The organism is Pelomonas candidula (assembly GCF_043555985.1).
GTDB lineage: Bacteria > Pseudomonadota > Gammaproteobacteria > Burkholderiales > Burkholderiaceae_C > Pelomonas > Pelomonas candidula.
This window is the reverse complement of record NZ_JBIGIC010000001.1, coordinates 307,421-329,286: the sequence shown is the minus strand read 5'-3', so window position 1 is coordinate 329,286 and position 21,866 is coordinate 307,421. Positions and strand designations below refer to the sequence as shown.

The following is a 21,866-nucleotide window of genomic DNA, read 5'->3' as shown; positions in this document are numbered from 1 at the left end:
GCCTGTCAGGCCGCCGGCCTCCGTGCGGCGAACAGTCGTCCGGGGCGTGCGAATGGTTATTCGACCGCGCGGTCGGCAAAAGGCAGAATGCCGCGCATGCCTGCCTGGACTACCCTGGAACTGGACCGCCGCGCCGACGGCGTGGCCCGGCTGACGATGAACCGGCCCGCCGTGTTCAACGCCTTCGACGAAACCCTGATCTCCGAGCTGGACGACGCCTTCGCGCAGCTGGGCGCCGACGCGAGCGTGCGCGCCATCGTGCTGGCCGGCTCCGGCAAGCACTTCAGCGCCGGTGCCGACCTGCAATGGATGCAGCGCGCCGCCGCGGCCTCGCAGGACGACAACCTCGCCGACGCGCGCCGTTTCTCGGCCATGCTGGCGCGCATCGCCGACTGCCCCAAGCCGACGCTGGCCCGCGTGCAGGGCGCGGCACTCGGCGGCGGCGTCGGGCTGGTGGCCGCCTGCGACATGGCCGTCGCGTCCGAGGCGGCGAGCTTCTCGGTCAGCGAGGCGCGCATGGGCATCCTGCCCGCCGTCATCGGCCCGCATCTCGTCAACGCGGTGGGCCTGCGCGAGGCGCGGCGGTTGGCGCTGACAGCCTCGCGTATCGGCGCCGACGAAGCGCTGCGCATCGGCCTCGTGCAGCGCGTCGTGCCCGCCGACGGGCTGGACACGGCCGTCGACGCCTTGGTGACTGACTTGCTCGGCTGTGGCCCGCAAGCTCAAGCCGAGATCAAGCAGCTCTACGCACGCCTCGCGCCCGGCCCGGTGACGCCGGAAGTGCGCGAGCTGACCGCGCAGACCATTGCCCGTGTGCGCACCACCTCCGAGGCTCGCGAGGGTTTCGCCGCCTTCCTCGCCAAACGCAAGCCCAGCTGGACACCGCCCGAATGACACTTCACAACGCCCGCATCCTCGTTGTCGGCGCCGGCCTGATGGGTGCCGGCATCGCGCAAGTCGCCGCGCAGGCCGGCCATGAGGTTTTCCTGTTCGACACCCGCGCCAGCGCCGCCGAGGCCGCCAAGGCCAAGCTGGCGCAGACGCTGGATGGCCTGACCGCCAAGGGCAAGCTGACCGCGGACGTGGCGGCGGCGGCGCTGGCCCGCATCACGCCGGTCGACGCGCTGGTCGCCGTGGATCTGGTCATCGAGGCCATCGTGGAGAACCTCGACATCAAGCGGGCGCTGTTCGCCGAACTGGAGGCGCTGCTGCCACGCGAGGCCGTCATCGCGACCAACACGTCGTCCATCTCCGTGACGGCGCTGGCCCGCGGCATGCAGGCGCCCGAGCGGCTCGTCGGCATGCACTTCTTCAACCCGGTGCCGTTGATGAAGCTGGTGGAGGTCGTGTCCGGCCTGGGCACGGCGCCCGAGGTGGCGCAGGCGGTCTTCGACCTGGCCGGCCGCTGGGGCAAGACGGCCGTGCACACACGCTCCACGCCGGGCTTCATCGTCAACCGCATCGCCCGGCCCTACTACGCCGAGGCGCTGATGCTGCTGCAGGACCGCGCAGCCACGCCCGAGCTCATCGACGCCTGCCTGCGCTCGGCGGGCTTCCGCATGGGGCCTTGCGAGCTGATGGACCTGATCGGCCACGACACCAACTTCGCCGTGACGAACTCGGTGTTCGCCGCCAACTTCTTCGACCGCCGCTTCACGCCGTCGCTGGTGCAGCAGGAGCTGGTGGACGCCGGCTTCCTGGGCCGCAAGAGCGGGCGCGGCTTCTACCGCTACCCTGAAGGTGCGCCGGCCCTGCCCGTCGTCAGCATCGCGCCGCCGCGCGCGGCCCGGTTGGTGGTGCATGGCCGCGGGCAGCTGGCCGAGCGCTTCGCCGCCAACGTGCCGGAGGCCACGCGAGAGCTGGACAGCGACTGGACGGGCCTGGAAGCCGATGGCCATCAACTGCGGTTGACCGATGGTCGGCGCGCCCGCGATTTCGGCGCGGGCACGGCGGTCTTCGACCTGCCGCTGGCGCCGTCGGGCGACATCGCTTTCGCCGGCGACGCGGCGACGGCCGCCTGGCTGACGCGACTGGGCCTGACGCCGCGTGCCGTCGCCGACCTGCCGGGCCTCGTCGTCGCTCGCACGATCGCCATGCTCATCAACGAGGCGGCCGATGCCGTGCAGCAAGGCGTCTGCACCGAGGCAGGCGCCGACGCGGCGATGAAGCTGGGCGTCAACTACCCGGCCGGCCCGTTCGAGTGGCTGACCTACTGGGGCGCTGCGCCCGTCGCCGCGCTGTTGAACCGACTCGACCAACATTACCGGGGCGAGCGTTACCGCGTGAGCCCGTACTTGCAATGAGCACCACTCAAGCCTTCGTTTGCGACGCCATCCGTACACCCTTCGGGCGCTACGGCGGCGCGCTGTCCTCGATCCGAACTGACGACCTCGCCGCGCTGCCCATCAAGGCGCTGATGGCGCGCAATGCCAACGTCGACTGGGCGGCAGTGGAGGACGTCATCTACGGCTGCGCCAACCAGGCCGGCGAGGACAACCGCAACGTCGCCCGCATGGCAGCGCTGCTGGCCGGGCTGCCCGTTGACGTGCCGGGTGTGACGGTCAACCGCCTGTGCGGGTCGGGCCTGGACGCGGTGGGCACGGCCGCGCGCGCCATCCGCGCCGGCGAGGCCGGGCTGCTGATCGCCGGCGGCGTCGAGAGCATGAGCCGCGCGCCCTTCGTCATGCCCAAGGCGGAGAGTGCCTTCAGCCGCGCCAATGCCGTCTACGACACGACCATCGGCTGGCGCTTCGTCAACAAGGCGATGAAGGCGGCTTACGGCGTTGACGCGATGCCGGAGACGGCTGAGAACGTCGCTGCCGACTTCGGCATCGAGCGCGGGGCGCAGGACCGCATGGCGCTGGCGTCGCAATTGAAGGCCATCGCCGCCCAGCAGCGCGGCTTCTTCGAGCGCGAGATCGTGCCGGTCGACGTGCCGCAGAAGAAGGGCGAACCGCTGCGCGTGCTGCTCGACGAGCATCCGCGCGAGACCAGCCTGGAGGCGCTGGCGAAGCTCAAGGGCGTCGTGAAGCCCGACGGCAGTGTGACGGCGGGCAACGCCAGCGGCGTCAACGACGGCGCCTGCGCGCTGCTGTTGGCGAGCGAAGCGCAAGCCGCGCGCCACGGCCTGAAGCCGCGTGCCCGCGTCGTCGGCATGGCCACGGCCGGCGTCGCGCCGCGCATCATGGGCATCGGCCCCGCGCCGGCCACACGCAAGGTGTTGGCGCTGACCGGGCTGACGCTCGCGCAGATGGATGTCATCGAGCTCAACGAGGCCTTCGCTGCGCAAGGCCTGGCCGTGCTGCGCGACCTGGGCCTGGCGGACGACGACGCCCGCGTGAACCCCAACGGCGGCGCCATCGCGCTGGGCCACCCGCTGGGCGCCAGCGGCGCCCGCCTCGTGACGACGGCCATCAACCAGCTGGAAGCGACCGGCGGCCGCTACGCGCTGTGCACGATGTGCATCGGCGTCGGCCAGGGCATTGCGCTCGTCGTGGAGCGCGTCTGACCGTCACTCGAAGAAGAGCCGGCTGATCCCTCTCACGCTGATCAGGTTGCCGGGGTTGCTGGTCTCGTTCAGCACGCCGGCCATGCGCCGCAGCACGCGGGGGCTCTTCCTGGCGCGCCAGATCACCAGGTCGGCGAGCCAGGGGTGGGTGTTCACGCGGTTGGCGTTCTCGTAGAGCTTGAACTTGGGCTTCAGCGCGGTCAGGCCGGCCTCGTAGGCGGCACGTGCGGCGGCATCGTCATCGCGATGGGCCAGCAGGGCGTCGGCCGCCAGCATGCCGGTCTCCATCGCCTTGCCGATGCCTTCGCCGGTGAAGGAGTAGGTCGAGCCCACTGCCTCGCCGGTGACGATGAGGCCGGGCCGCGTCCACTTCGCACCGGTCAGCGTGAAGCGCAGCGGCGCGCCCTTGAGCTCGCCCACCAGTTCGCCGACACGCATCAGCTCCGCGGCCGGTGCGTACTTGGCGACGAAGGCGTCGAAGATGGCGCGCAGGTTGACGTCCTGCTTGCGGCCCTTGCCGGCGACGTCCTTGTGCGAGTTGGTCACGCCCACGCCGATGTTGAAGTGCCCGTCCGGCGCCGGGAAGATCCAGCCGTAGCCCGGCCTCAGGGCCTTGTCCCAGACGACTTCCAGCGCGTTGATCCTGCCCACCATCTGCGGTGCCTTCACGTAGCCGCGCAGGCCGACGCCACTGGGCGTGTGGCGCTCGCACATGCCGGCGGCCGTCAGTGCCTTGGGCACGGCGCCGGTGGCCAGCACGACCCAGCGCGCCTGCACCTCGACGATGTCGTCGCCGCGCTTGAGCCTCGCGCCGGTGACGCGGCCGTCCTGCTCCAGCGGCGCCTCGAAGCGGGCCTGCTCGAAGCGTGCGCCGGCATCCTGGGCTGCCTGCAGCAGCAGCGCGTCCAGTTCCTTGCGCGGCAGCACGGCCAGCGTGCCCGGCACGTCGATGCGCCCACCGCGCGGGCCGACGCAGCCGACGTGGCTCACCGGTTGCGCCCGGCGCATGACGTCATCCAGCAGGCCCAGCCGGGCCAGCGCCTTGTGCGCGTCCGGGATCAGGCCGTCGCCGCAGGTCTTGTCGCGACCCTGGGGGTGCTGGTCGACCAGCAGCACGTCGACTCCGGCCCGGGCAAGCACCCGCGCGCAGGCGCTGCCGGCAGGGCCGGCGCCGATGATGAGAACGTCGGGTGTCGTCAGAGTGGCGGTCATGTGGTGGGTAGGAAGCGGCGCGCATTTTCGCTGCCGAAATGAAAAAGGCCCGCGTGAGCGGGCCTTCGAGGTGCCGGCACGAAGCCGGCCGTTCACGGCATCAGAAGTTGTAGGTGCCGGTCACATAGACAGTACGCATCATGGGGCTGGCGTAGCGCGGGTCGTAGCCCACCTGGTGGCCCGACGAGTCACGCAGCGTCAGCGGAGGCGCCTTGTTCAGCAGGTTGCTGACGCCCAGGCGCAATTCCAGCGCCTTGCTCCACTTGTAAGCGCCCTGGTAGTCGAACGTGAAGTACTCGGGCACATCCAGCGTGATGCTGGTGTTTTTGCCGGTCGACAGGTCACGCACGGTCTGGGGCTTGTCCTTGTACCCGCTGCGGTACTTGAACAGCAGCGTGTTCGTCAGCGGACCGGTCTGCAGCTTGAACTGTGTGCTGAAGATGTTGCGGAAGGTCACGCCGGCGTTGATGCCGTAATGACCCATGCTGTCCGTGAAGTCGTTGCTCGTGCCCGGGCGGGTGTAGGACGACTCGATCATGTAGGTGCCGTTCACCGACGTGGTCAGGCGACCGACGCTGGGAATGTCCACACGGCCTTCGAACTCCCAGTCGATGCCCTTGCTGACTGCCTGGCCGATGTTGGTCGACAGGGCCATGAACGCGTAGTAGTCCTGCTTTTCGGCAGGCTGGCGGTACAGCGTGAACAGGCTCTTGTACTTCTGCGGATCGCCAAACGCCTGGTCGGCCGACACGCCGCTAACCGCGTCACGCAGCTTGACCTGCCAGTAGTCGAACTGGGCGCTGAAGTTGGAAGTCGGCTCGATGCGCATGCCGATGGTGGCCTGCTTGGACTTCTCGGGCTTCAGGTTCTCGTTGCCGCCGCTCAGCTGCGAGTACTGGTCGCTGCCGCTCTTGCAAGGCGCCGCGCCAGGGTTGGCCGGGTCGGGGAAGGGGCATGCGTACTTGGCGGCCGTGACGCCGTTGGAGACCAGCGGCTGGGCGATGTCCAGCATGTCCGGTGCCTTGAAGCCCGTGCCGTAGGAGCCGCGCAGCATGACCTTGCTGTTGATGGTGTACTTGCCCGACAGCTTGTAGGTCGTCGCCTTCGACGTCTGGCCGAAGTCGCGGTTGTTCACGGCGTCCTTGATCTTGCTGATGCTGTCGTAGCGCAGCGAGGCATTGACCTCCAGGCCCTTCACGACGGGGACCAGCAGTTCGGCGAACACGCCGGTGTTGTCGCGCTCCAGGTCGTACTGCGGGTTGGCGGCGAAGTTGTAGATCACGCCGTTGACCGCATCGGCCGACGGCGTCTGCTTGTAGTGGTAGTTGCGCAGGTCGAGGCCCACGCCCAGGTTCACCGCACCGGCGGGCAGATCGAAGATCTCGCCGGATGCGCGCACGTCGCCGCCCTTCAGCGTCGTCGAGGCGGTGCGGATGCTGCCGTGGTAGATCGAGTTGGCGATAGCCTGCTTGGCCGTGTCGGTCTGGTTGCCGGACGGCACGAAGGGGTCGATGGCCAGCGTGTTGACGATGTTCGTGAACTCGGTGGTCTTGAAGTAGCCGCCGATGTACTGCTCGTTCAGAGCGTTCTGCGACCAGGTCAGCGCACCGTTGATGTTCCAGCTGCCGATGTCGGCTTCGGCGCCGACGACGACGTGCTTGGCATCGGTGACGGTCTTGGAGTCGCGCGTGCCGAAGTCGGTTGCGCGGAAGGCGGCCGACACGGAGCTGACGCGCCCCTGCTGCTCTGCCGTCAGGTAGGGCGAAACGTACTTGTTGTACAGCGCCGAGCCAACGGGGATGTCGATAGGCACCGGGTTCGGTGCGATGCGGGCGGTCAGGTCGAAGCGGCTGTATGCGACGTCCGAGAACAGCTTGACGTTGTCGGTGACCTTGAGCTGGCCCGTCACGTAGGCCGAGTCACGCTTGGACTCGGGATAGATGTCGATCGTGGAGACGAAGTCGAACGCGCACAGGGCGGTGCCTGCCTTGGCCGTGTTGACGTTGGCCAGCGGGATGGTGTTGGCCAGGCTGTAGAAGTTGTTCTTCGCGCACTGTCCGTTGGCCATGAGGTAAGGGTTCAGCGCGTAGGTCGCGAGCGTCGAGGGGTAGCTGTTACCGTTGCTGTCCTTACCGTTTTTGAAGCTGACCGTCGCGTTGGCCGGGTCGGCATATGTACTGGTGCGGTCGTAGACGTAGTTCTTGCCACCGTAGGTGACGGGCACGTAGGCCGTCTTGGCGAAATCGCGGTCGCCGGACTTCAGCTGCTTCTGCTCGTCGTGGCGGTAGGTGGCGACGACGTTGAATCGGTCGCGCTCGATGTCGCCGAAGCCGTAAGTCACGCTGGCGTAGGCCGACTTGCCGCCGCCTTCCAGCGGATTGGAGAAGCTGCCGGTGATCTCGCCGCCCTGCTTGTTGCGCTTGAGCACGAAGTTGATGACGCCGGCGATGGCATCGGAGCCGTACAACGCGGAGGCACCGTCGGTCAGCACTTCGATGCGGTCGATCGCGCTCATCGGGATCGAGCTGAGGTTGACGCGGCCGCCGTCGCCCGTAGGCGCGAGGCGGCGGCCATTCAGCAGCACCAGCGTGTAGGACTGGCCGATGTCATGCAGCGAGGCGAAGGCGGTGCCGCCGGAGTTGGAGCCGATCGCGATGTCGGCGATCTGGAAGCCCTGCATGGCGGGCATGCGCTGCAGCAGTTCGGCGACGTTGGTGGCGCCGGTGGCCTTGATCTGCTCCGATGTGACGACTTGCACCGGCAAAGCGCCCTCGCTGGCGATGCGCTTGATGCTGGAACCCGTGATCTCGACCCGTTCCAGTTGTTGTTGAGCGAGGGCCGGCTGCATGGCAGCGGTAAGACAAGCCAGCGCAGCTGCGCTAATGGCATGACGTTTGAGCATTGATAACTCCTGACAATGAAGACAGCCCGTCACCTGATGGGTAGCGAGCGCTAGTCCCAACCCGGCCGTTGCGCCGGGAAAAGCCCGCGAAGTGTGAGGAAAGTTTGCTGGCGAGTTTTACGGGTTCGTACCAATTGAGTACGACTTCACTGCCGGATATCAGGGTTTTCCTGATTTACTCGGCCAAAAAGCTCGAATCGACACCCGTATTGTGGGGTGGTGTGTCGCGGATTCGCGACAGTTCTCGACCGCCATGGACGGTTGCTCGGGCAAGAAAGCAACAGTGTTGCTGCTTTGTGTGCGGGGCAGATGGCTTGGGCAGGGCGGCCCCATCCGCGCGGTGCCGCCCCCTTTTCAAGCCATGTCCAGGACGACGCCATTCAGCTGAGGTTTGCCGCCAGGAATCGTTCCACCCGGCCCCAGAAGTCCAGGTTGTTCTTCTCGATCTGCCAGCCGTGGCCTTCGTCGGGGTAGACGACCCATTCGACGTTCGGGTTGTGGCTGCGCAGCGCGTCGCGCATCTTCTCGCCGTTGATCAGTGGCACGCGCTGATCCAGGCCGCCGTAGCCCATCAGCACGGGCTGCTTGATCTCGGCGGCGCGCACGACGGGAGAGGTGTGCTTGAATTGCTCCGCGTCGCGCTCGGGGTCGCCGATGAGGCGGCGCAGGTTTACGTCGGACCCTCCGAAACGGTTGAAGTCTGTCCATGTCACGGTGAACATGAAGCTGGGGTCGGTCACGCCGACCCAGTTGATGCCGCAGCGGAACAGCTCCGGCTCCTTGGCCAGGCCCATCATCGTCAGGTAGCCGCCGTAGCTGGCGCCGGCCAGGCAGACGCGCTTGCCGTCCACCAGACCCTCGTCGATCAGATGGCGCACGCCGTCGGTCACATCATCCTGCATGGCCAGGCCCCACTGCTTCCAGCCCGCCCGGTACAGCTTGGCGCCGAATCCCGTGGAGGCGCGCGGTGCGGGCATGAACACCGCGTAGCCGCGCGAGGCCAGGAACTGCACGATGGGGTCCCAGTGCCAGTGGATGGCTCTGACCCAAGGGCCGCCGTAGTGCAGCACGACGAGCGGTGGCTTGCCGGCTCCCCGACGCGGCAGCGTCAACTGCGCGGGGATCTCCAGGCCGTCGCGCGCTTTGTACCGCAGGAAGCGCGTGGCGCTCATCTGCTCCGGCTTGATCCAGGGGCGTGACTGCCCGATGCCGAGCAACTGTGCGGCCTTGACGTCGTAGACGTAGAACCGGCCCGGGTCGCGGTCCGAGCTTGCGTGCACCAGTACGGTCTCGATGTCGGCGTCGCCCCCGAACTGCAGCGCATTGAGGGTGTCGGGGAGTTGCTTGTCGAGCTGGGCCTGGATCGCCGCGCGCTTGTCGTCGATCCAATAAGTGCCGGGCATCACCGCCTCGTAGTTCACGCCGAGGAGGCGCTTGCGGCCGGCGTCGAAGAGCAACCCGTCGTCGAGGTCGAAGCCCTGGATAGCTGCCACCGGCTCGGCGTCGAGCTGGCCGGTCTTCAGGTCGCAGCCGTAGATGGCTGCGATGTCCTGGCCGCTGGCGCGGGCCGAGACGTAGAACCGGCCCGACGCATCGAAGGCCAGCGGTTCGATGATCGATTCGAAATGCTCGGCGCTGGACTTGGACAGCAAGCGCCAGTCGCTGCTGGCGCTGTCGCGCACCCACAGCTGGGCCTCATCGTCGACTTCGGCGCGCGCCGCGCGGGGCACGCCGGCCGGGTCGACGACCCAGGTCTGCACGTTGGCCGGTCCACCCAGGGTCAGCAGGCTGCTGCGCGCCGTCAGCGTGTTGAGCCGGTACAGATGGGTGCTGGCTCGTCCCTTACCTTGCCGGGAGCCGACGCTGACGAGCACGTCGGAAGTCAGCTTGCCGTTCTCGACGACGCGCGAGTGGAAGGTCGTGCCGGCGGGCAGCAGCTTCTGACCGCCCAGGTCCGTCGTCATGCTGCGCTCAGCGAGAGTAAGGAACTGGCTGGCGTCCTTGTTGATGGCGAAGAGGCCACCGGGGATTTGGTCGTAGTTGCCGCGCTTGCGGTCGGTTATCGAGAACAGTAGGCGTTCGTTGTTGATCCAGCGCAGCCCGCTCACGTCGCCGTCGCTAAAGTTGGTGACGACGGTGGCCTTGCGGCTGGCGAGGTCGAAGATGACGACGTTCCAGCGTTCGCGCACTTCCCGCAGTCCGGCGACGGCTCTGCCGTCGGGCGACAGCACGGCGACGCGCAGCGCCTCGGCGCGGAAGAAGTCGACCAACGGGGGCACGGGTGCGGCCTCGGCAGCAGCCGCGAGCGGCAGACCCGTGACGGTCGCGCACAGGGAAGCTCCCAGCACGGAGCGGCGGTGGATGTTCATGGCAATGGTTTCCGGATTCGGTCGTTTAAGTGAAAAAGGGCGCCGCAAGGCGCCCTTCGAGCAAGTCACATGCGATCAGCGGAAGGTGTACTTCGCCGACACGTAGAAGAAGCGCCCGCGGTTGGTATACAGCTCCGCGAAGCCCATCTGGGTGTACGTGTTGCTGTTGGCATTTGTCAGGCTCAGAGGTGGCATGCGGTCCATCAGGTTTTGGATGCCCAGGCCCAGTTCCCAGCTCTTGAAGCCGTCGTACTGCACCAGCACGTCCGCCGTCTCGTAGCCGCCGACGCGACGCGTGCCGGCAGCGATCGGGTAGGCGTTGTCGGTGTCCCAGAACCCGCCAACGGTCTTCCACGATACGTTGTAGCTCCAGGGGCCGATGTCGGTCGACAGGATCAGGTTGTTGCGGAAGCGCGGGTAGACGTAGGTGCCGTTGTAGTCGGCCCAGGGATCGCTCGCGCCGGAGCGGCTCTTGTTGGTCACGTAGTACGTCGTCAGGTTGCGAACCGACACGTTGCCGAGCCTAGTGCCGGGGAAACGCAGCCGCGCATCGATGTCGACGCCTTCAACCTGATGCTCCGCGAAGTTCTGCAGGTTGGTGAAGATGTCGAAGCGAGCGCCGTTCTTCGTGAACAAGCCTTGCTGGATGGCCGAGGCGATGGTCGGGGTGCTGATGTCGTTCGTCTTGTTGATGCGCCACCAGTCGACGCTCGCATTGAAGGTCGAGCCCGCCTCGAAAACGGCGCCGACGTTCCAGCTCTTGCCCTTTTCGGGCTGGAGGTTGGCGTTGGAACCGTTGACCTGGAAGGCTGCAACCTGGCACTCGCCGTTGCTGTCCAGCGCGACGCCAAGCTTCGTGCAGGAAGCCGGATCGGTGACGGTCGTGGCGCCCTGTTCCTGGCCACCGTACAACTGCTTGAGGACGGGGGCGCGGAAGCTGCCGGAGTAGGACGCCCGCAGCGCCAGCGTCGGCAACACGGACCACTTGACGCCAAGCTTCGGGCTCGTGGCACTGGCGTTGGGGTACTTGTCATAGCGCACCGCGGCCTGGGCCTCGACGTTCTTGAGCACAGGGATGCTGAGTTCGCCGTAGACAGCCTTGAAGGTCCGCGACGCCTCGACCGCCGATTGGGCAATGCCGCCGACGACGTTGCCTTCCTGGATGATCTTGTCGGGCTGGTCGCTGAGGGTTTCACGGTTCACGCTGAGACCGACCGCGAAGCGCAGCATGCCGGCCGGCAGCGGCATGACGTCACCGCTGAGCTGTGCGTTCAACGTGCTCAGCACCGACTTGCCGGTCCGCTGCGGATCCACCTTCAGGCTCTGGACGTAGGCCTCGTCGTTGGTCGTCACGGTCGGGTTCAGCTTGCCGCTGGTCGTCGCGTCGGCCCACTTTGCAGCGTCGTAGTAGTTGAAGTCGTGGTTGTTGACCTTGCTCTCGCCGCGCGAGAGGTTGACCTTCCAGTCGTAGTTGCCGACGCTGCCTTCCAGGCCGGTGGCGACGTTCAGGAAGTCAGACTTGCGGTTCGTCATGCGCGGGCCACCCTGCATGAAACGGCCGGCGATGTAGACGGTGTTGGTGCCGTTGCCGTTCGCGTCCAGGATCTCGTATGGCTTCTGGTTCGCGTTCGTGATGGGAACGATGAAGTAATCGGGCACCGGGTGCGCGTCGAAGTGGTCCTTCGATGTCGAATAGATCACCTCGGCGAAGGCCTTGACGTCATTGGTGACCTGGAAGTTCGCCACCGTCATCGCGCTGAGGCGGTCGGCGCCGTTGTAGGCGGTCAACAGGCTCTTGTTGAAGTCGTAACGGCAGCGGGTCCCGTTGAGGCTGTCCGCCGGGCAGTCGGCATAGGTCACGCCGACGAAGCTGCCGGTGTTCGGATCGATGACGTTGCCGGTGGGCGCGAACGAACTGCGCGCGTCCAGACCGCCGTAGCGCCGGAAGTCCACCGAGCTCGACAGTTCGCGGTCCTTGCGCAGGATCGGGTCGCGCTTGAGGTAGTCCAGGCCGAACAGGATGTTGAAGCGGTCCTTGGTCAGGTCGCCAAAGCCGGCGGCGAGACCCACGCGCTTTTCCTTGCCGTCATTGCGGCTGCTCTGGCCGTAGGACGCCGTCGCTTCGATGCCCTGGTAATCGGTCTTGGTGATGAAGTTGACGACACCGGCAACCGCGTCGGCGCCGTAGATGGCGGAGCCGCCGTCCTTCAGGATTTCGATGCGCTCGATCGCGCCGATGGGCAGTGTGTTGATGTCGAACGCGGCGCCGGCGCCGCTGGAGTCGTACAGGGCGCTGACGGGAGCGCGGCGGCCGTTCACCAGCACCAGCACTTCACTGCTCGACAGGCCGCGCATCTTGATGTTCGCGGTGCCCGAACCCGACGGCGAGTTGGAGGCCAGTTCGCCCTGGTCGAAGATGTCGATCGACGGGATGGAGCGCAGCAGCTCATTGATGCTGGTCGCACCGGTCTTCTCGATTTGCTTGCGGGTGAGGATTTCGACCGGAGCGGGCCCCTCCACGTTGGTCCGCTTGATGGCGGAACCGGTCACGCTGACCCGCTCCAGTTGCTGCGCAGGTTGTTCTTGCGCCAGGGTTGGCAGGGCGATCGTGGCGAGGTAGGCCAGTGCCGCCGCACTCAATGCGTTTGTTTTGAACATGTAGGCTCCATGAGATATCAGACCGCTCCTGCGTGATGTGCCGGAGCTCGTCCTGCAGCCGCGGTGCCACGGCGCAGACGCTACTGAGTGTGAGAGCTGCAAGCTCCCTGAAAGGGTGGGTTCCTACCTATTGAGTTGGTGTTGTGACTACTAACCCGTCAAATTCCAACCCACCAAAGGGAATGTCCTGACCATTGCAGCAACAAGCAGCAATAAACCTGTTGCCCGGGGGCGACGTGTGACCTTTTGTTCGGCTCAACTATTCATCGGTGTTGCGTCGCCACGGCACTCATGAGGGCTGCTTGACGCGCAGCCGCCATGCATGCAGCAGCGGCTCCGTGTAGCCGCTGGGCTGCGCCTCCCCCTTGAAGACCAGATCCAGCGCCGCCTGCATGGCAGCGCCTTGCGGGTTGGCTGCCAGCGGCAGGTAGGCCGGATCGCCGGCGTTCTGCCCGTCGACGACAGTGGCCATGCGCGTGAAGGTCTCGCGCACCTGTTCGGCGCTGACGACGCCGTGGCGCAGCCAGTTGGCGATGTGCTGGCTGGAGATGCGCAGCGTCGCGCGGTCTTCCATCAGGCCGATGCCGTTGATGTCCGGCACCTTGGAGCAGCCGACGCCCTGGTCCACCCAGCGCACGACGTAGCCGAGGATGCCCTGCACGTTGTTGTCCAGCTCCTGCTGGCGCTGCTCGGCCGTCCAGTCGGCGCTGGGGGCGACCGGGATGGTCAGCAGCGCGTTCAGGATGGCTTCGCGCTCAGCGGCGAGGTCGACCTTCTCCAGCTCCTGCTGCACGGCGGCGACGCTGACCTGGTGATAGTGCAGCGCGTGCAGCGTCGCGGCGGTGGGCGAGGGCACCCAGGCCGTGTTGGCGCCGGCCTTCGGGTGGCCGATCTTCTGCTCCAGCATCGCGGCCATCAGGTCGGGCATGGCCCACATGCCCTTGCCGATCTGCGCGCGGCCACGCAGGCCGCAGGCCAGGCCGGTCAGCACGTTGCTGCGCTCGTAGGCCTGAATCCAGCTGGAGGTCTTCATGTCGCCCTTGCGCAGCATCGGGCCGGCGCGCATCGCGGTGTGCATCTCGTCGCCGGTGCGATCCAGGAAGCCGGTGTTGATGAAGGCCACGCGGCTGGCGGCGGCGGCGATGCAGGCCATCAGGTTGACGGAGGTGCGGCGCTCCTCGTCCATGATGCCCAGCTTGACCGTGCTGTCCGGCAGGCCCAGCAACTGCTCGACGCGCGTGAACAGCTCGGCAGCGAAGGCCACTTCGGCCGGGCCGTGCATCTTGGGCTTCACGATGTAGACGCTGCCGGTGCGCGAGTTGCCGCGGCGCTTGAGGTCGTGGACAGCGATGGTCGTCGTGACGACCGCGTCCATGATGCCCTCGGGGATCTCGCTGCCGTCGTCCAGCAGGATGGCCGGGTTGGTCATCAGGTGGCCGACATTGCGCACGAACATCAGCGAGCGGCCGTGCAGCCTGACCGTGCCACCGGCAGGCGCTGTGTAGACGCGATCGGCGTTCAGGCGGCGCGTGAAGGTGGTGCCGCCCTTGGCGACCTCCTCGGTCAGCGTGCCGAGCTGGATGCCCAGCCAGTTGCGGTAGGCCAGCAGCTTGTCCTCGGCGTCGACGGCGGCGACGGAGTCTTCCAGGTCCAGGATGGTCGACAGTGCCGCTTCCAGCACCACGTCGGCGACGCCGGCCGCGTCGGTCTTGCCGATGGCGGTCGAGCGGTCGATGCGGATGTCCAGGTGCAGGCCGTGGTGCACCAGCAGCACGCTGCTGGGCGCGGCGGCTTCGCCCTGGTAGCCGGCAAAGGCGGCAGGGTCCTTCAGGCCCGTCGTGGCGCCCGAGGCCAGGGCCACGACCAGCTGGCCGCCCTCGACGCGGTAGCCGGTCGAGTCGGCGTGCGAGCCGGTCGCGAGCGGCGCCGCCTGATCCAGCACCTGGCGGGCGAAGGCGATGACTTTGGCGCCGCGCACCGGGTTGTAGGCGCCGGCTCGCGTGGCGCCGTCGGCCTCGGGGATGGCGTCGGTGCCGTACAGCGCGTCGTACAGCGAACCCCAGCGCGCGTTGGCCGCGTTCAGTGCGTAGCGCGCGTTCAGGATGGGCACGACCAGCTGCGGGCCGGCCTGCAGCGCCAGCTCGGCGTCGACGTTGGCCGTCGTGGCCTTCACCTGGGCTGGCGGCTCGACCAGGTAGCCGATGCGCTGCAGGAATTCGCGATAGGCCGGCATGTCGGCGATAGGGCCGGGGTGGGCCTCGTGCCAGGCGTCCAGCTCGGACTGCAGGCGGTCGCGCTCGGCCAGCAGCGCGCGGTTCTTGGGCGCGAGGTCGTGGGCGATCTTGCTGAACCCGGCCCAGAAGGCCTCGGCGCTGACGCCGGTGCCGGGCAGCACTTCGGTGTCGATGAAGCGGGCGAGGTCGGCATCGACCTGCAGGCGGTGCAGCGTGGTGCGGGCGGTGGACATGGGGCAACCTCCAGTGAGTTCGGCGAAAGATTGCCTTGCATCTTGCCTTTGCGCGAGCCCTTATTTGCTGCAGTGCACGCAAAGGAATAGGTGAGTAAAACGCACAAATCGGACGGGTTCTTCCCAGGTTTGCGTTGTCAGTTCGTCACAATCCCGGCATGGACAAGCTCAAGCAGATCGAGTCCTTCGTGCTCGTGGCGGCCAAGGGCAGCCTGACGGCGGCGGCCCAGGTGGAAGGCGTGGCGCCGGCCGTCATGGGCCGGCGGCTGGACGCGTTGGAGGCACGACTGGGCGTCAAGCTGATGCTGCGCACGACGCGGCGGCTGACGCTGACGCCTGAGGGGCAGGCCTTCCTGGAGGACTGCCAGCGGCTCATCGCGTCGTTGGCCGATGCCGAAGCGGCCGTCAGCGCCGGCGGCCTGAAGGCCAGTGGCCACTTGCGCGTCACGGCACCGGCCGGCTTCGGCCGCCGCCACGTCGCGCCGCTGGTGCCGGCCTTCCTCGCCGAGCATGCCGACCTGAGCCTGTCGCTGAACCTCAGCGACCGTGTCGTCGACATCGTGCATGAGGGTTTCGACTGCGCTGTGCGCGTCGGCGACCTGCCTGACTCCAGCCTCGTCAGCACACGGCTGGCCGACAACCGCCGGCTGTGCGTCGCCGCGCCGGGCTACCTGAAGCGTGCGGGCGTCCCGAAGCATCCCGACGAACTCGGCCGCCACGCCTGCCTGACGCTCAGCTCCGAGGCCAGCCAGGTGCGCGGCTGGGCTTTCCAGATCGACGGTGCCGTGCAGCACCTGCGGCCCACCGGTCGCCTGGACTGCAGCGATGGCCAGGTGCTGCACGACTGGTGCGTGGCCGGTCTCGGCATCGCGTGGCGCAGCACCTGGGAAGTGGAGGCCGACCTCGCCGCCGGCCGGCTCGTCAGCGTGTTGGACGACTTCGCCGCGCCGCCCAACGGCATCTACGCCGTGTTCCCGCAGGCGCGCCATCTGCCGCTGAGGACGCGGCTGTGGGTGGAGCATCTGCGGGCGCATTACGGGCGCGCGGACTACTGGCGCGCATGAAGGTGACCGCGCTAGGTGTTGCCTGGGCGCTGGACCACAACGACGTCTTGGCGCAGCACCTCGCGAGACCGTTCCAGAATGACCTTGGTCTCCAGTGGAGCCGGGACGAAAACCTGCGTGCCTGGTCGGGACAGGTCCCGGGGGCCGTGAGCGACCGGGCCGACGAAGAAGGCATGCCCCTCCCTCAACCGGAATGTTGAGACGAAATGGATGCCGTTGCCCCAGTCGGCAATGTTGAACCGCAGTTCGGCATCGAGCGCTGAAGTCGGCTTCTCAAGCGAGAAGTACCCGGAGCCCCATTCGCCGCTGTTGGCGCCCCACGCCCGATACATCACGAGTCCTTGCGACGGTGCAGTCTTCAGCTCCGGCGCGGCGGCGAACCCTTTGTCCTTCCAGTCGATGCTGATGGCCATGCGCCCTCCCGCAGGTGAGATCGCAGGATTGTTCGCATCGGCACTACCGCCGCATCCTCTGCGTTGAGGGTTTTCAGTCCCCGAACTGCACCTTCACCCGCCGCTTCACCCAGCCCTCGAACTTCGCGCCGTAGGCCTCCTCGACGCGGTTGCGCTTGACCTTGAAGGTTGGCGTGATGAAGCCGTTGTCCACGGTCCACGGCGTCTTGATGAGCACCAGCGTGTCGAGTTGCTCGTGCGGGTCCAGCCGCGCGTTGACGGCTTCCAGGTGCTGGGCCAGTTCCGCCTGCAGGCCGGCCGCGTCGGTGGCGGCTCGCTGCAGGCCCTGGGGCGACAGCATCGCGATGCCCAGCGGCTGGTTCAGGTTGGCGCCGGCCACGCAGCAGGCCTCGATGGTGGGGTGCATGCCCAGGCGGTCCTCGATGGGCGCGGGCGCGACGTACTTGCCCTTGCTGGTCTTGAACAAGTCCTTCACGCGGCCGGTGATGCGCACGCAGCCTTCGGCGTCCTGCGTCACCTTGTCGCCGGTGTGCAGCCAGCCGTCGGGCGTCAGCGCGTCGACGGTGAGGCCGGGCTCCTTGTAGTAGCCCAGCATCAGCGCGGGGCTGCGCATCTGCAGCTCGCCGGTGGCCGGGTCGATGCGCGTCTGCACGCCGGCGTAGGCCGGGCCCACGGTGCCGTGCTGTTTCTTGCCGGGCAGCGTCATGTGCGATAGGGCCAGGTTCTCGGTCATGCCGTAGCCCTCGTTGATGTGCAGGCCGATGGTCTCGTACCACTCCAGCAGCGCGACGGGCATGGGCGCGGCGCCGCCAACGGCGATGCGGCACTGGTCCAGCCCCAGCGCCTTCTTCACCTTCTTGCGGATCAGGCCGCCGATGAGGGGCAGGCGCAGCAGGCGGTTCAGCTTCTGCGCCGGCATCCTGGCCTGCACACCCTGCTGGAACTTGACCCACAGCCGCGGCACGCTGAAGAAGATGGTGGGCCGCGCACGCTGCAGGTCGGCCGTGAAGGTCTCCAGCGAGTCGGCGAACCACACCCGCAGCCCCTCCTTCAGCCAGGCGTGCTCGACGAGCACGCGCTCGGCCACGTGCGCCAGCGGCAGGTAGGACAGCATGCGGTCGGCGGCGCTCATCGGGAAGCGCTCCAGGCCTTCGGCGATGGCCCACGTGAACGCGCCGAAGCAGTGCATCACCCCCTTGGGTGCGCCGGTCGTGCCGGACGTGTAGATCAACGTGCACAGCTCGCTGGCCGCCCGCGTGACCTCGCCGGGCAGCGGCTGCGTGCGGGCGCAGATGGCGTCCCAGCTCTCGTAGGCCTGCTTCGCGTCGTCGGGCGACAGCGCGTAGCTCGCGCCGGGCAGGCCGGCCGGCACGCCGGCCTTCATCGCCGGCCAGTCGTCCAGCTTGCCGACGAAGATGAAGCGCGCCTCGCTGTGCGTGAGGATCTGGGAGACCGTCTCGGCCGCCAGCGTCGGGTACAGCGGCACGCTGACATAACCTGCCATCCAGATGGCCAGGTCGCTCATCAGCCACCAGGCGCAGTTCTTGGACAGGATGGCCACCTTGGCATCGGCCGGCCAGCCCTCGGCGGCGCCCTTGGCCTTCAGGAACGCGGCCATGCGGCGCACCTGGTCGCCGACCTGGGCCCAGGTGAAAGTCTTGACCTCGGCACCACCGACACCACCCATTGGCTGCGTCAGCGTCACCGCGTTGGCCGCCGCGCGCTCCCAGTGATAGAGGCGGGGCAGCGCGAGCTGGTCGGCGGCGATGGTGGCCATGCGGGTCTCCGGGTACTTCTTGGTTTCTGAACCTGCGAAGTTACCGCGTGGCAATGCCTGTCCCCTGCGGGAAAACGCGTTTTGGCGTGACGCCCTGCCCAGTTTCGCTAGGGCGGCGACTCTAGAAACGCCAGTCGCAGTCCGCGGGCGATCGCGTGGCCACGTCGAGCAGCGGGTGGGGCGTGGCGGTCAGCGCGCGCAGGTTGGACGGTCGGGCGCCGTCCGCGCGGGCCTGCGCGTCGGCCGCGGGCTGGCCGCTGGCGCGCAGCGCGCAGGCCAGCTGCAGCCGGGCCGTCCACTCCGGCAGGCCTTGCGGTTCGGGCAGCGCGTCGAAGTAGGCCACGCGCTCGCGCGCGGCGGCCAGCCAGGCCTCGGGCGTGCCGGCCAGCCGGGCCTTGAAGAGGGCGATGCGGGTCGACAGGTTGCGTGCCTGCGCCAGCACCGGGCGCAGTGCGTCCAGCCTCGCCTGCAGCTCGCGGGCCAGGGCCTGGCCCGCCGTGCCCGCGCCGGGTGCCAGCGCCACGCGGCCCAGCATCAGCAGGCCCTCGGCGCGGCGTGCGTCGCCGATCAGTGGCGCGGCGTCCAGCCCGGCGAGCGCCTTCGCCGCCTGCTTCACGGCCGCGTCGTCGGCGCCGCCGGCGGCCAGCACGCGGGCCTCCAGCAGCTGGATGCGGCGCAGCTGGCCGGTCACTGCGTCGTCGGCGCCAGCGGCTTCGGTGTCGGCCTGCGCGCGGGCCAGCTGCGCAAGGGCGGCGTCGAACTCGCCCAGCTGCTGCAGGTAAATGGCGAGCTGCTGGCGCATCAGCGTGCTGGCGTGGTTGCCCGGCCGGGCCATCGCGTCCCAGCGGCGGACCAGGTCGTCGCTGCGTGCCGTGGCGGCGGTGGCGCTCTCGGCCGCGCGCTTCCAGTGCACGAAGGCGTAGTTGCGCTCCAGCACGAGCGAGGCGCGCAGGCGCTCGGGCTCGGCTGCGCGCCAGAACGGCCGGGTCACCTCCAGCGCGTGCTCGGCCTCGGCCAGCCGGCCCTGCTGCACGAACAGCACGGCCTCCTGCGTGGCGAAGCCCGCGTGCTCGAAGCCGTCGTTCGCGTTGAGCGCGTCGTTGGCGCGGCGTGCCAGCGCGAACTCCCGCTCGGCCTCCGTGAAGCGGCCCAGCCGCGCGTAGGCGCCCAGCAGCTGCAGCCGCAGGTGGAAGGACTGGTCGTTGAACTGCCCGTCGCGCTCGTCCAGGCGCGGCAGCAGCGGCGCGAGCAGGTCGATCACCGGCTGCGCGCTGGCGACGGCGGTGTGGATGGCGGCCAGCTTGATCGTGGCGTCCTCGGTGCGCGGGTCGTCGTCGCCGAAGGCCTTGCGGGCGAGCGCGAGGCGCTGCTCGGCCAGCGGCGCGGCCACGTCGAAGCGCTGCAGCGTGTGGTACGTCTGCGCCAGCGTGTCGAGGATGCGGTCCTTGACCTCGGGCTCGTCGTTGAAGCGCGTCTGCAGTTCCTGGCGCTTGCGGTCCAGCAGCTCGACGACGGTGGGCTGGCGGCCGCCGTTCTGGTCCGGGCTGGCGGCGGCGAGCAGCTCGGTGAGATAACCCGTGACTTGCTCGGACTGCCGCGCCGCTGCCTGCGCCGCGCTGCGCTGCCACAGGCTGACGGCCAGGCCCGCGCTGAGTGCCGCGAGCACCAGCCCGCCACCCAGCGCCACCGCCGCGTTGCGGCGCGCCCAGAGGTGCACGCGGTGGCGCCAGTCCTCCGCGCGCACGCTGACCGGGCGCTGCTGCAGCCAGCGCTGCAGGTCGTCGATGAGTGCGCCGACGCTGGCATAGCGCTCGGCGGGGTTCTTGCGCAGCGCCTTGGCGACGACGGCCTCCAGGTCGCCGGCGGCTTCGTCCGCGTCGGGCGGGCAGCCGGGCCCGCCCTTGGCGCCGGACAGGGTCTCGTCGGACGCCTGGTCCAGCGACTGGCTGATGCGCCGCGCCTCCTGGTGCACGACCGCGTGCTCCAGCGCCGTGCGGCTGTGGCTGCTGCCGCTGAAGGGCAGCACGCCGGTGGCCAGCTCGTGCAGCATGACGCCCAGCGAGTAGATGTCGGCCGCTACGCCGATGGTCTCGCCGGTGATCTGCTCCGGCGCTGCGTAGGCCGGCGTCAGGCGGCGGCCGGTGAGCTGCGTCAGCGCGTTGTCGGACTGCTGGCCCGAGTCGTCCAGCAGCCCGGCGATGCCGAAGTCCAGCAGCTTGGGCGCCCCGCGGTCGTCCACCATGACGTTGCTGGGCTTGAGGTCGCGGTGGACGATGAGCTGGGCATGCGCGTACTCGACGGCGCTGGCGACGCTGACCAGCAGCTTCACGCGCTCCGCCAGCGGCAGGCCGCGGGCATGCTCGGACAGCGTCTTGCCGGCCACGTACTCCAGCACCAGGAAGACGCGGCCGTGCTGCTCGCCGGCGTCCAGCAGGCGCGCGATGCCGGGGTGGGTCAGCCGGCCCAGCAGCGCGCGCTCGCGGGCGAAGCGCGCGGCCACGCCGGCGCCGGCCACGTCGTCGCGCAGCAGCTTGATGGCCGCCTCACCCTGGTAGAGGCCATCGGCGCGCTCGGCCCGCCAGACCTGGCCCATGCCGCCTTCGCCCAGCAGCTCGGCCAGGCACCAGGCGCCGAAGCGGTCGCCGGCCTTGGGCGCCTCGCGCGCCGGCGGGGCGGGCTCGTTGAGCGCACCGGCCAGCTGGCGCTGGAAGCCGAAGATGCTGGCCACCGTCGCCGGCCCGTCGTCGGGCAGTTCGGACAACATGCGCGACAGCTGCGCGGCCTGGGCCGGCGGCATGGCCGCGAGCCGCGCCCGGCGTTCGGCGGCCGGCAGCTCCGCCAGCTCGTCGAACAGCTGGGACAGCCGTTGCCAGTCGGCAGGCTTCATCAGTATGTGGTGTCGGGCGGGTCGCCGAGCAGCTCCTGCAGGAGCGCCCGGGCCTTCAGCAGCTCGCGGTTGATGCTGCGCGTGGAGAGGCCGCGCAGCGTCGCGACCTCGGCGATGGACAGGCCGGCGAAGCCGATCATCTCGATGAGTTCGTAGAGACGCTCGTCCAGCTCGCGCATGCGCGCCAGCGCCTGGTCCAGGCCGATCAGGTCCACGGCCTGGCTCTGCACGGCGGCCACCTCGCTGGCGGCCGAGAGGGTCACCATCAGCGCGTCGCCGCCGCGCTTGTCGCGGCCCTCGGTGCGCAGGTGGTCGATGACGACGGAGCGCAGCACGCGGCCCACGTAGGAGAAGAACTGGCCGCGCGTCTCGCCCTGCAGGCCTTGCTGGTCGGCCATGCGCAGAAAGCCCTCGTGCACGAGCGCGGTGGTGTCCAGCCCGGCGGCGCGGCCGCCGGGGCCACTCTGCGCGAGGCGGATGCGGGCCACGCGCTTGATCTCGGGGTACAGCACCGCATAGAGCTGCTGCAGCGCCGCCGAGTCGCCGCGCGACGTGCCGGCGAGCAGTTCGGTGATCGCGGGCGTGGTCATCAGCGGCGCCCGGCCGCCC

At 68.6% G+C, this 21,866-nt stretch carries 13 protein-coding genes; 4 read left to right on the top strand and 9 right to left on the bottom strand.

Annotated elements, in window-relative coordinates:
• The first annotated feature begins 96 nt into the window (after positions 1-96).
• From ACG04R_RS01595 to pcaF, 3 genes are read left to right on the top strand one after another with little or no spacing between them, the layout of a single operon-like run.
• On the top strand, positions 97-894 hold the full coding sequence (locus ACG04R_RS01595) for an enoyl-CoA hydratase-related protein (protein WP_394405905.1): 798 nt from the start codon (positions 97-99) through the stop codon (positions 892-894).
• Positions 891-2,303 (top strand): 3-hydroxyacyl-CoA dehydrogenase, encoded by a 1,413-nt coding sequence (locus ACG04R_RS01590; RefSeq protein WP_394405903.1) that lies wholly within the window; start codon positions 891-893, stop codon positions 2,301-2,303. Before ACG04R_RS01595 ends, ACG04R_RS01590 begins: the two co-directional genes overlap by 4 nt.
• A complete protein-coding gene (gene pcaF / locus ACG04R_RS01585) occupies positions 2,300-3,508 on the top strand; it encodes a 3-oxoadipyl-CoA thiolase (RefSeq protein WP_394405901.1) in 1,209 nt (402 codons plus the stop codon). The genes ACG04R_RS01590 and pcaF overlap by 4 nt, the downstream gene beginning before the upstream one ends.
• 3 nt (positions 3,509-3,511) lie before the next feature.
• On the opposite strand, the gene ACG04R_RS01580 is transcribed toward pcaF, so the two are convergent.
• The 5 genes from ACG04R_RS01580 to ACG04R_RS01560 all read right to left on the bottom strand — a co-directional run bounded on the left by ACG04R_RS01580 (position 3,512) and on the right by ACG04R_RS01560 (position 15,116).
• A complete protein-coding gene (locus ACG04R_RS01580; RefSeq protein WP_394405899.1) occupies positions 3,512-4,720 on the bottom strand; it encodes an NAD(P)/FAD-dependent oxidoreductase in 1,209 nt (402 codons plus the stop codon).
• A gap of 100 nt (positions 4,721-4,820) precedes the next feature.
• The gene (locus ACG04R_RS01575; protein WP_394405898.1) at positions 4,821-7,568 is read right to left on the bottom strand and encodes a TonB-dependent receptor domain-containing protein; all 2,748 of its coding nucleotides are present in this window, start codon (positions 7,566-7,568) and stop codon (positions 4,821-4,823) included.
• Between the two features lie 434 nt (positions 7,569-8,002).
• Complete coding sequence (locus tag ACG04R_RS01570; protein ID WP_394405896.1) at positions 8,003-9,991, bottom strand: alpha/beta hydrolase family protein; 1,989 nt, start codon at positions 9,989-9,991, stop codon at positions 8,003-8,005.
• Positions 9,992-10,066: 75 nt separating this feature from the next.
• The gene (locus ACG04R_RS01565; protein ID WP_394405894.1) at positions 10,067-12,649 is read right to left on the bottom strand and encodes a TonB-dependent receptor; all 2,583 of its coding nucleotides are present in this window, start codon (positions 12,647-12,649) and stop codon (positions 10,067-10,069) included.
• Positions 12,650-12,938: 289 nt separating this feature from the next.
• Entirely contained in the window at positions 12,939-15,116 is a 2,178-nt protein-coding gene (locus ACG04R_RS01560) for a malate synthase G (protein WP_394405893.1), read from the bottom strand.
• A gap of 158 nt (positions 15,117-15,274) precedes the next feature.
• Here ACG04R_RS01560 and ACG04R_RS01555 point away from each other — a divergent pair, with 158 nt between their 5' ends.
• Positions 15,275-16,180, top strand: coding sequence for a LysR family transcriptional regulator (locus tag ACG04R_RS01555; RefSeq protein WP_394405891.1), 906 nt, complete (start codon positions 15,275-15,277; stop codon positions 16,178-16,180).
• An 11-nt stretch (positions 16,181-16,191) separates the two neighbouring features.
• On the opposite strand, the gene ACG04R_RS01550 is transcribed toward ACG04R_RS01555, so the two are convergent.
• From ACG04R_RS01550 to ACG04R_RS01535, 4 genes are all read right to left on the bottom strand, one after another.
• Entirely contained in the window at positions 16,192-16,593 is a 402-nt protein-coding gene (locus ACG04R_RS01550) for a hypothetical protein (protein ID WP_394405889.1), read from the bottom strand.
• A 73-nt stretch (positions 16,594-16,666) separates the two neighbouring features.
• Positions 16,667-18,370, bottom strand: a complete 1,704-nt coding sequence (locus ACG04R_RS01545; protein ID WP_394405887.1) for an AMP-binding protein — start codon at positions 18,368-18,370, stop codon at positions 16,667-16,669.
• 121 nt (positions 18,371-18,491) lie between these two features.
• Positions 18,492-21,257, bottom strand: a complete 2,766-nt coding sequence (locus ACG04R_RS01540) for a serine/threonine-protein kinase (RefSeq protein ID WP_394405885.1) — start codon at positions 21,255-21,257, stop codon at positions 18,492-18,494.
• The gene (locus ACG04R_RS01535) at positions 21,257-21,847 is read right to left on the bottom strand and encodes an ECF-type sigma factor (RefSeq protein ID WP_394405883.1); all 591 of its coding nucleotides are present in this window, start codon (positions 21,845-21,847) and stop codon (positions 21,257-21,259) included. Before ACG04R_RS01535 ends, ACG04R_RS01540 begins: the two co-directional genes overlap by 1 nt.
• Positions 21,848-21,866: the final 19 nt, after the last annotated feature.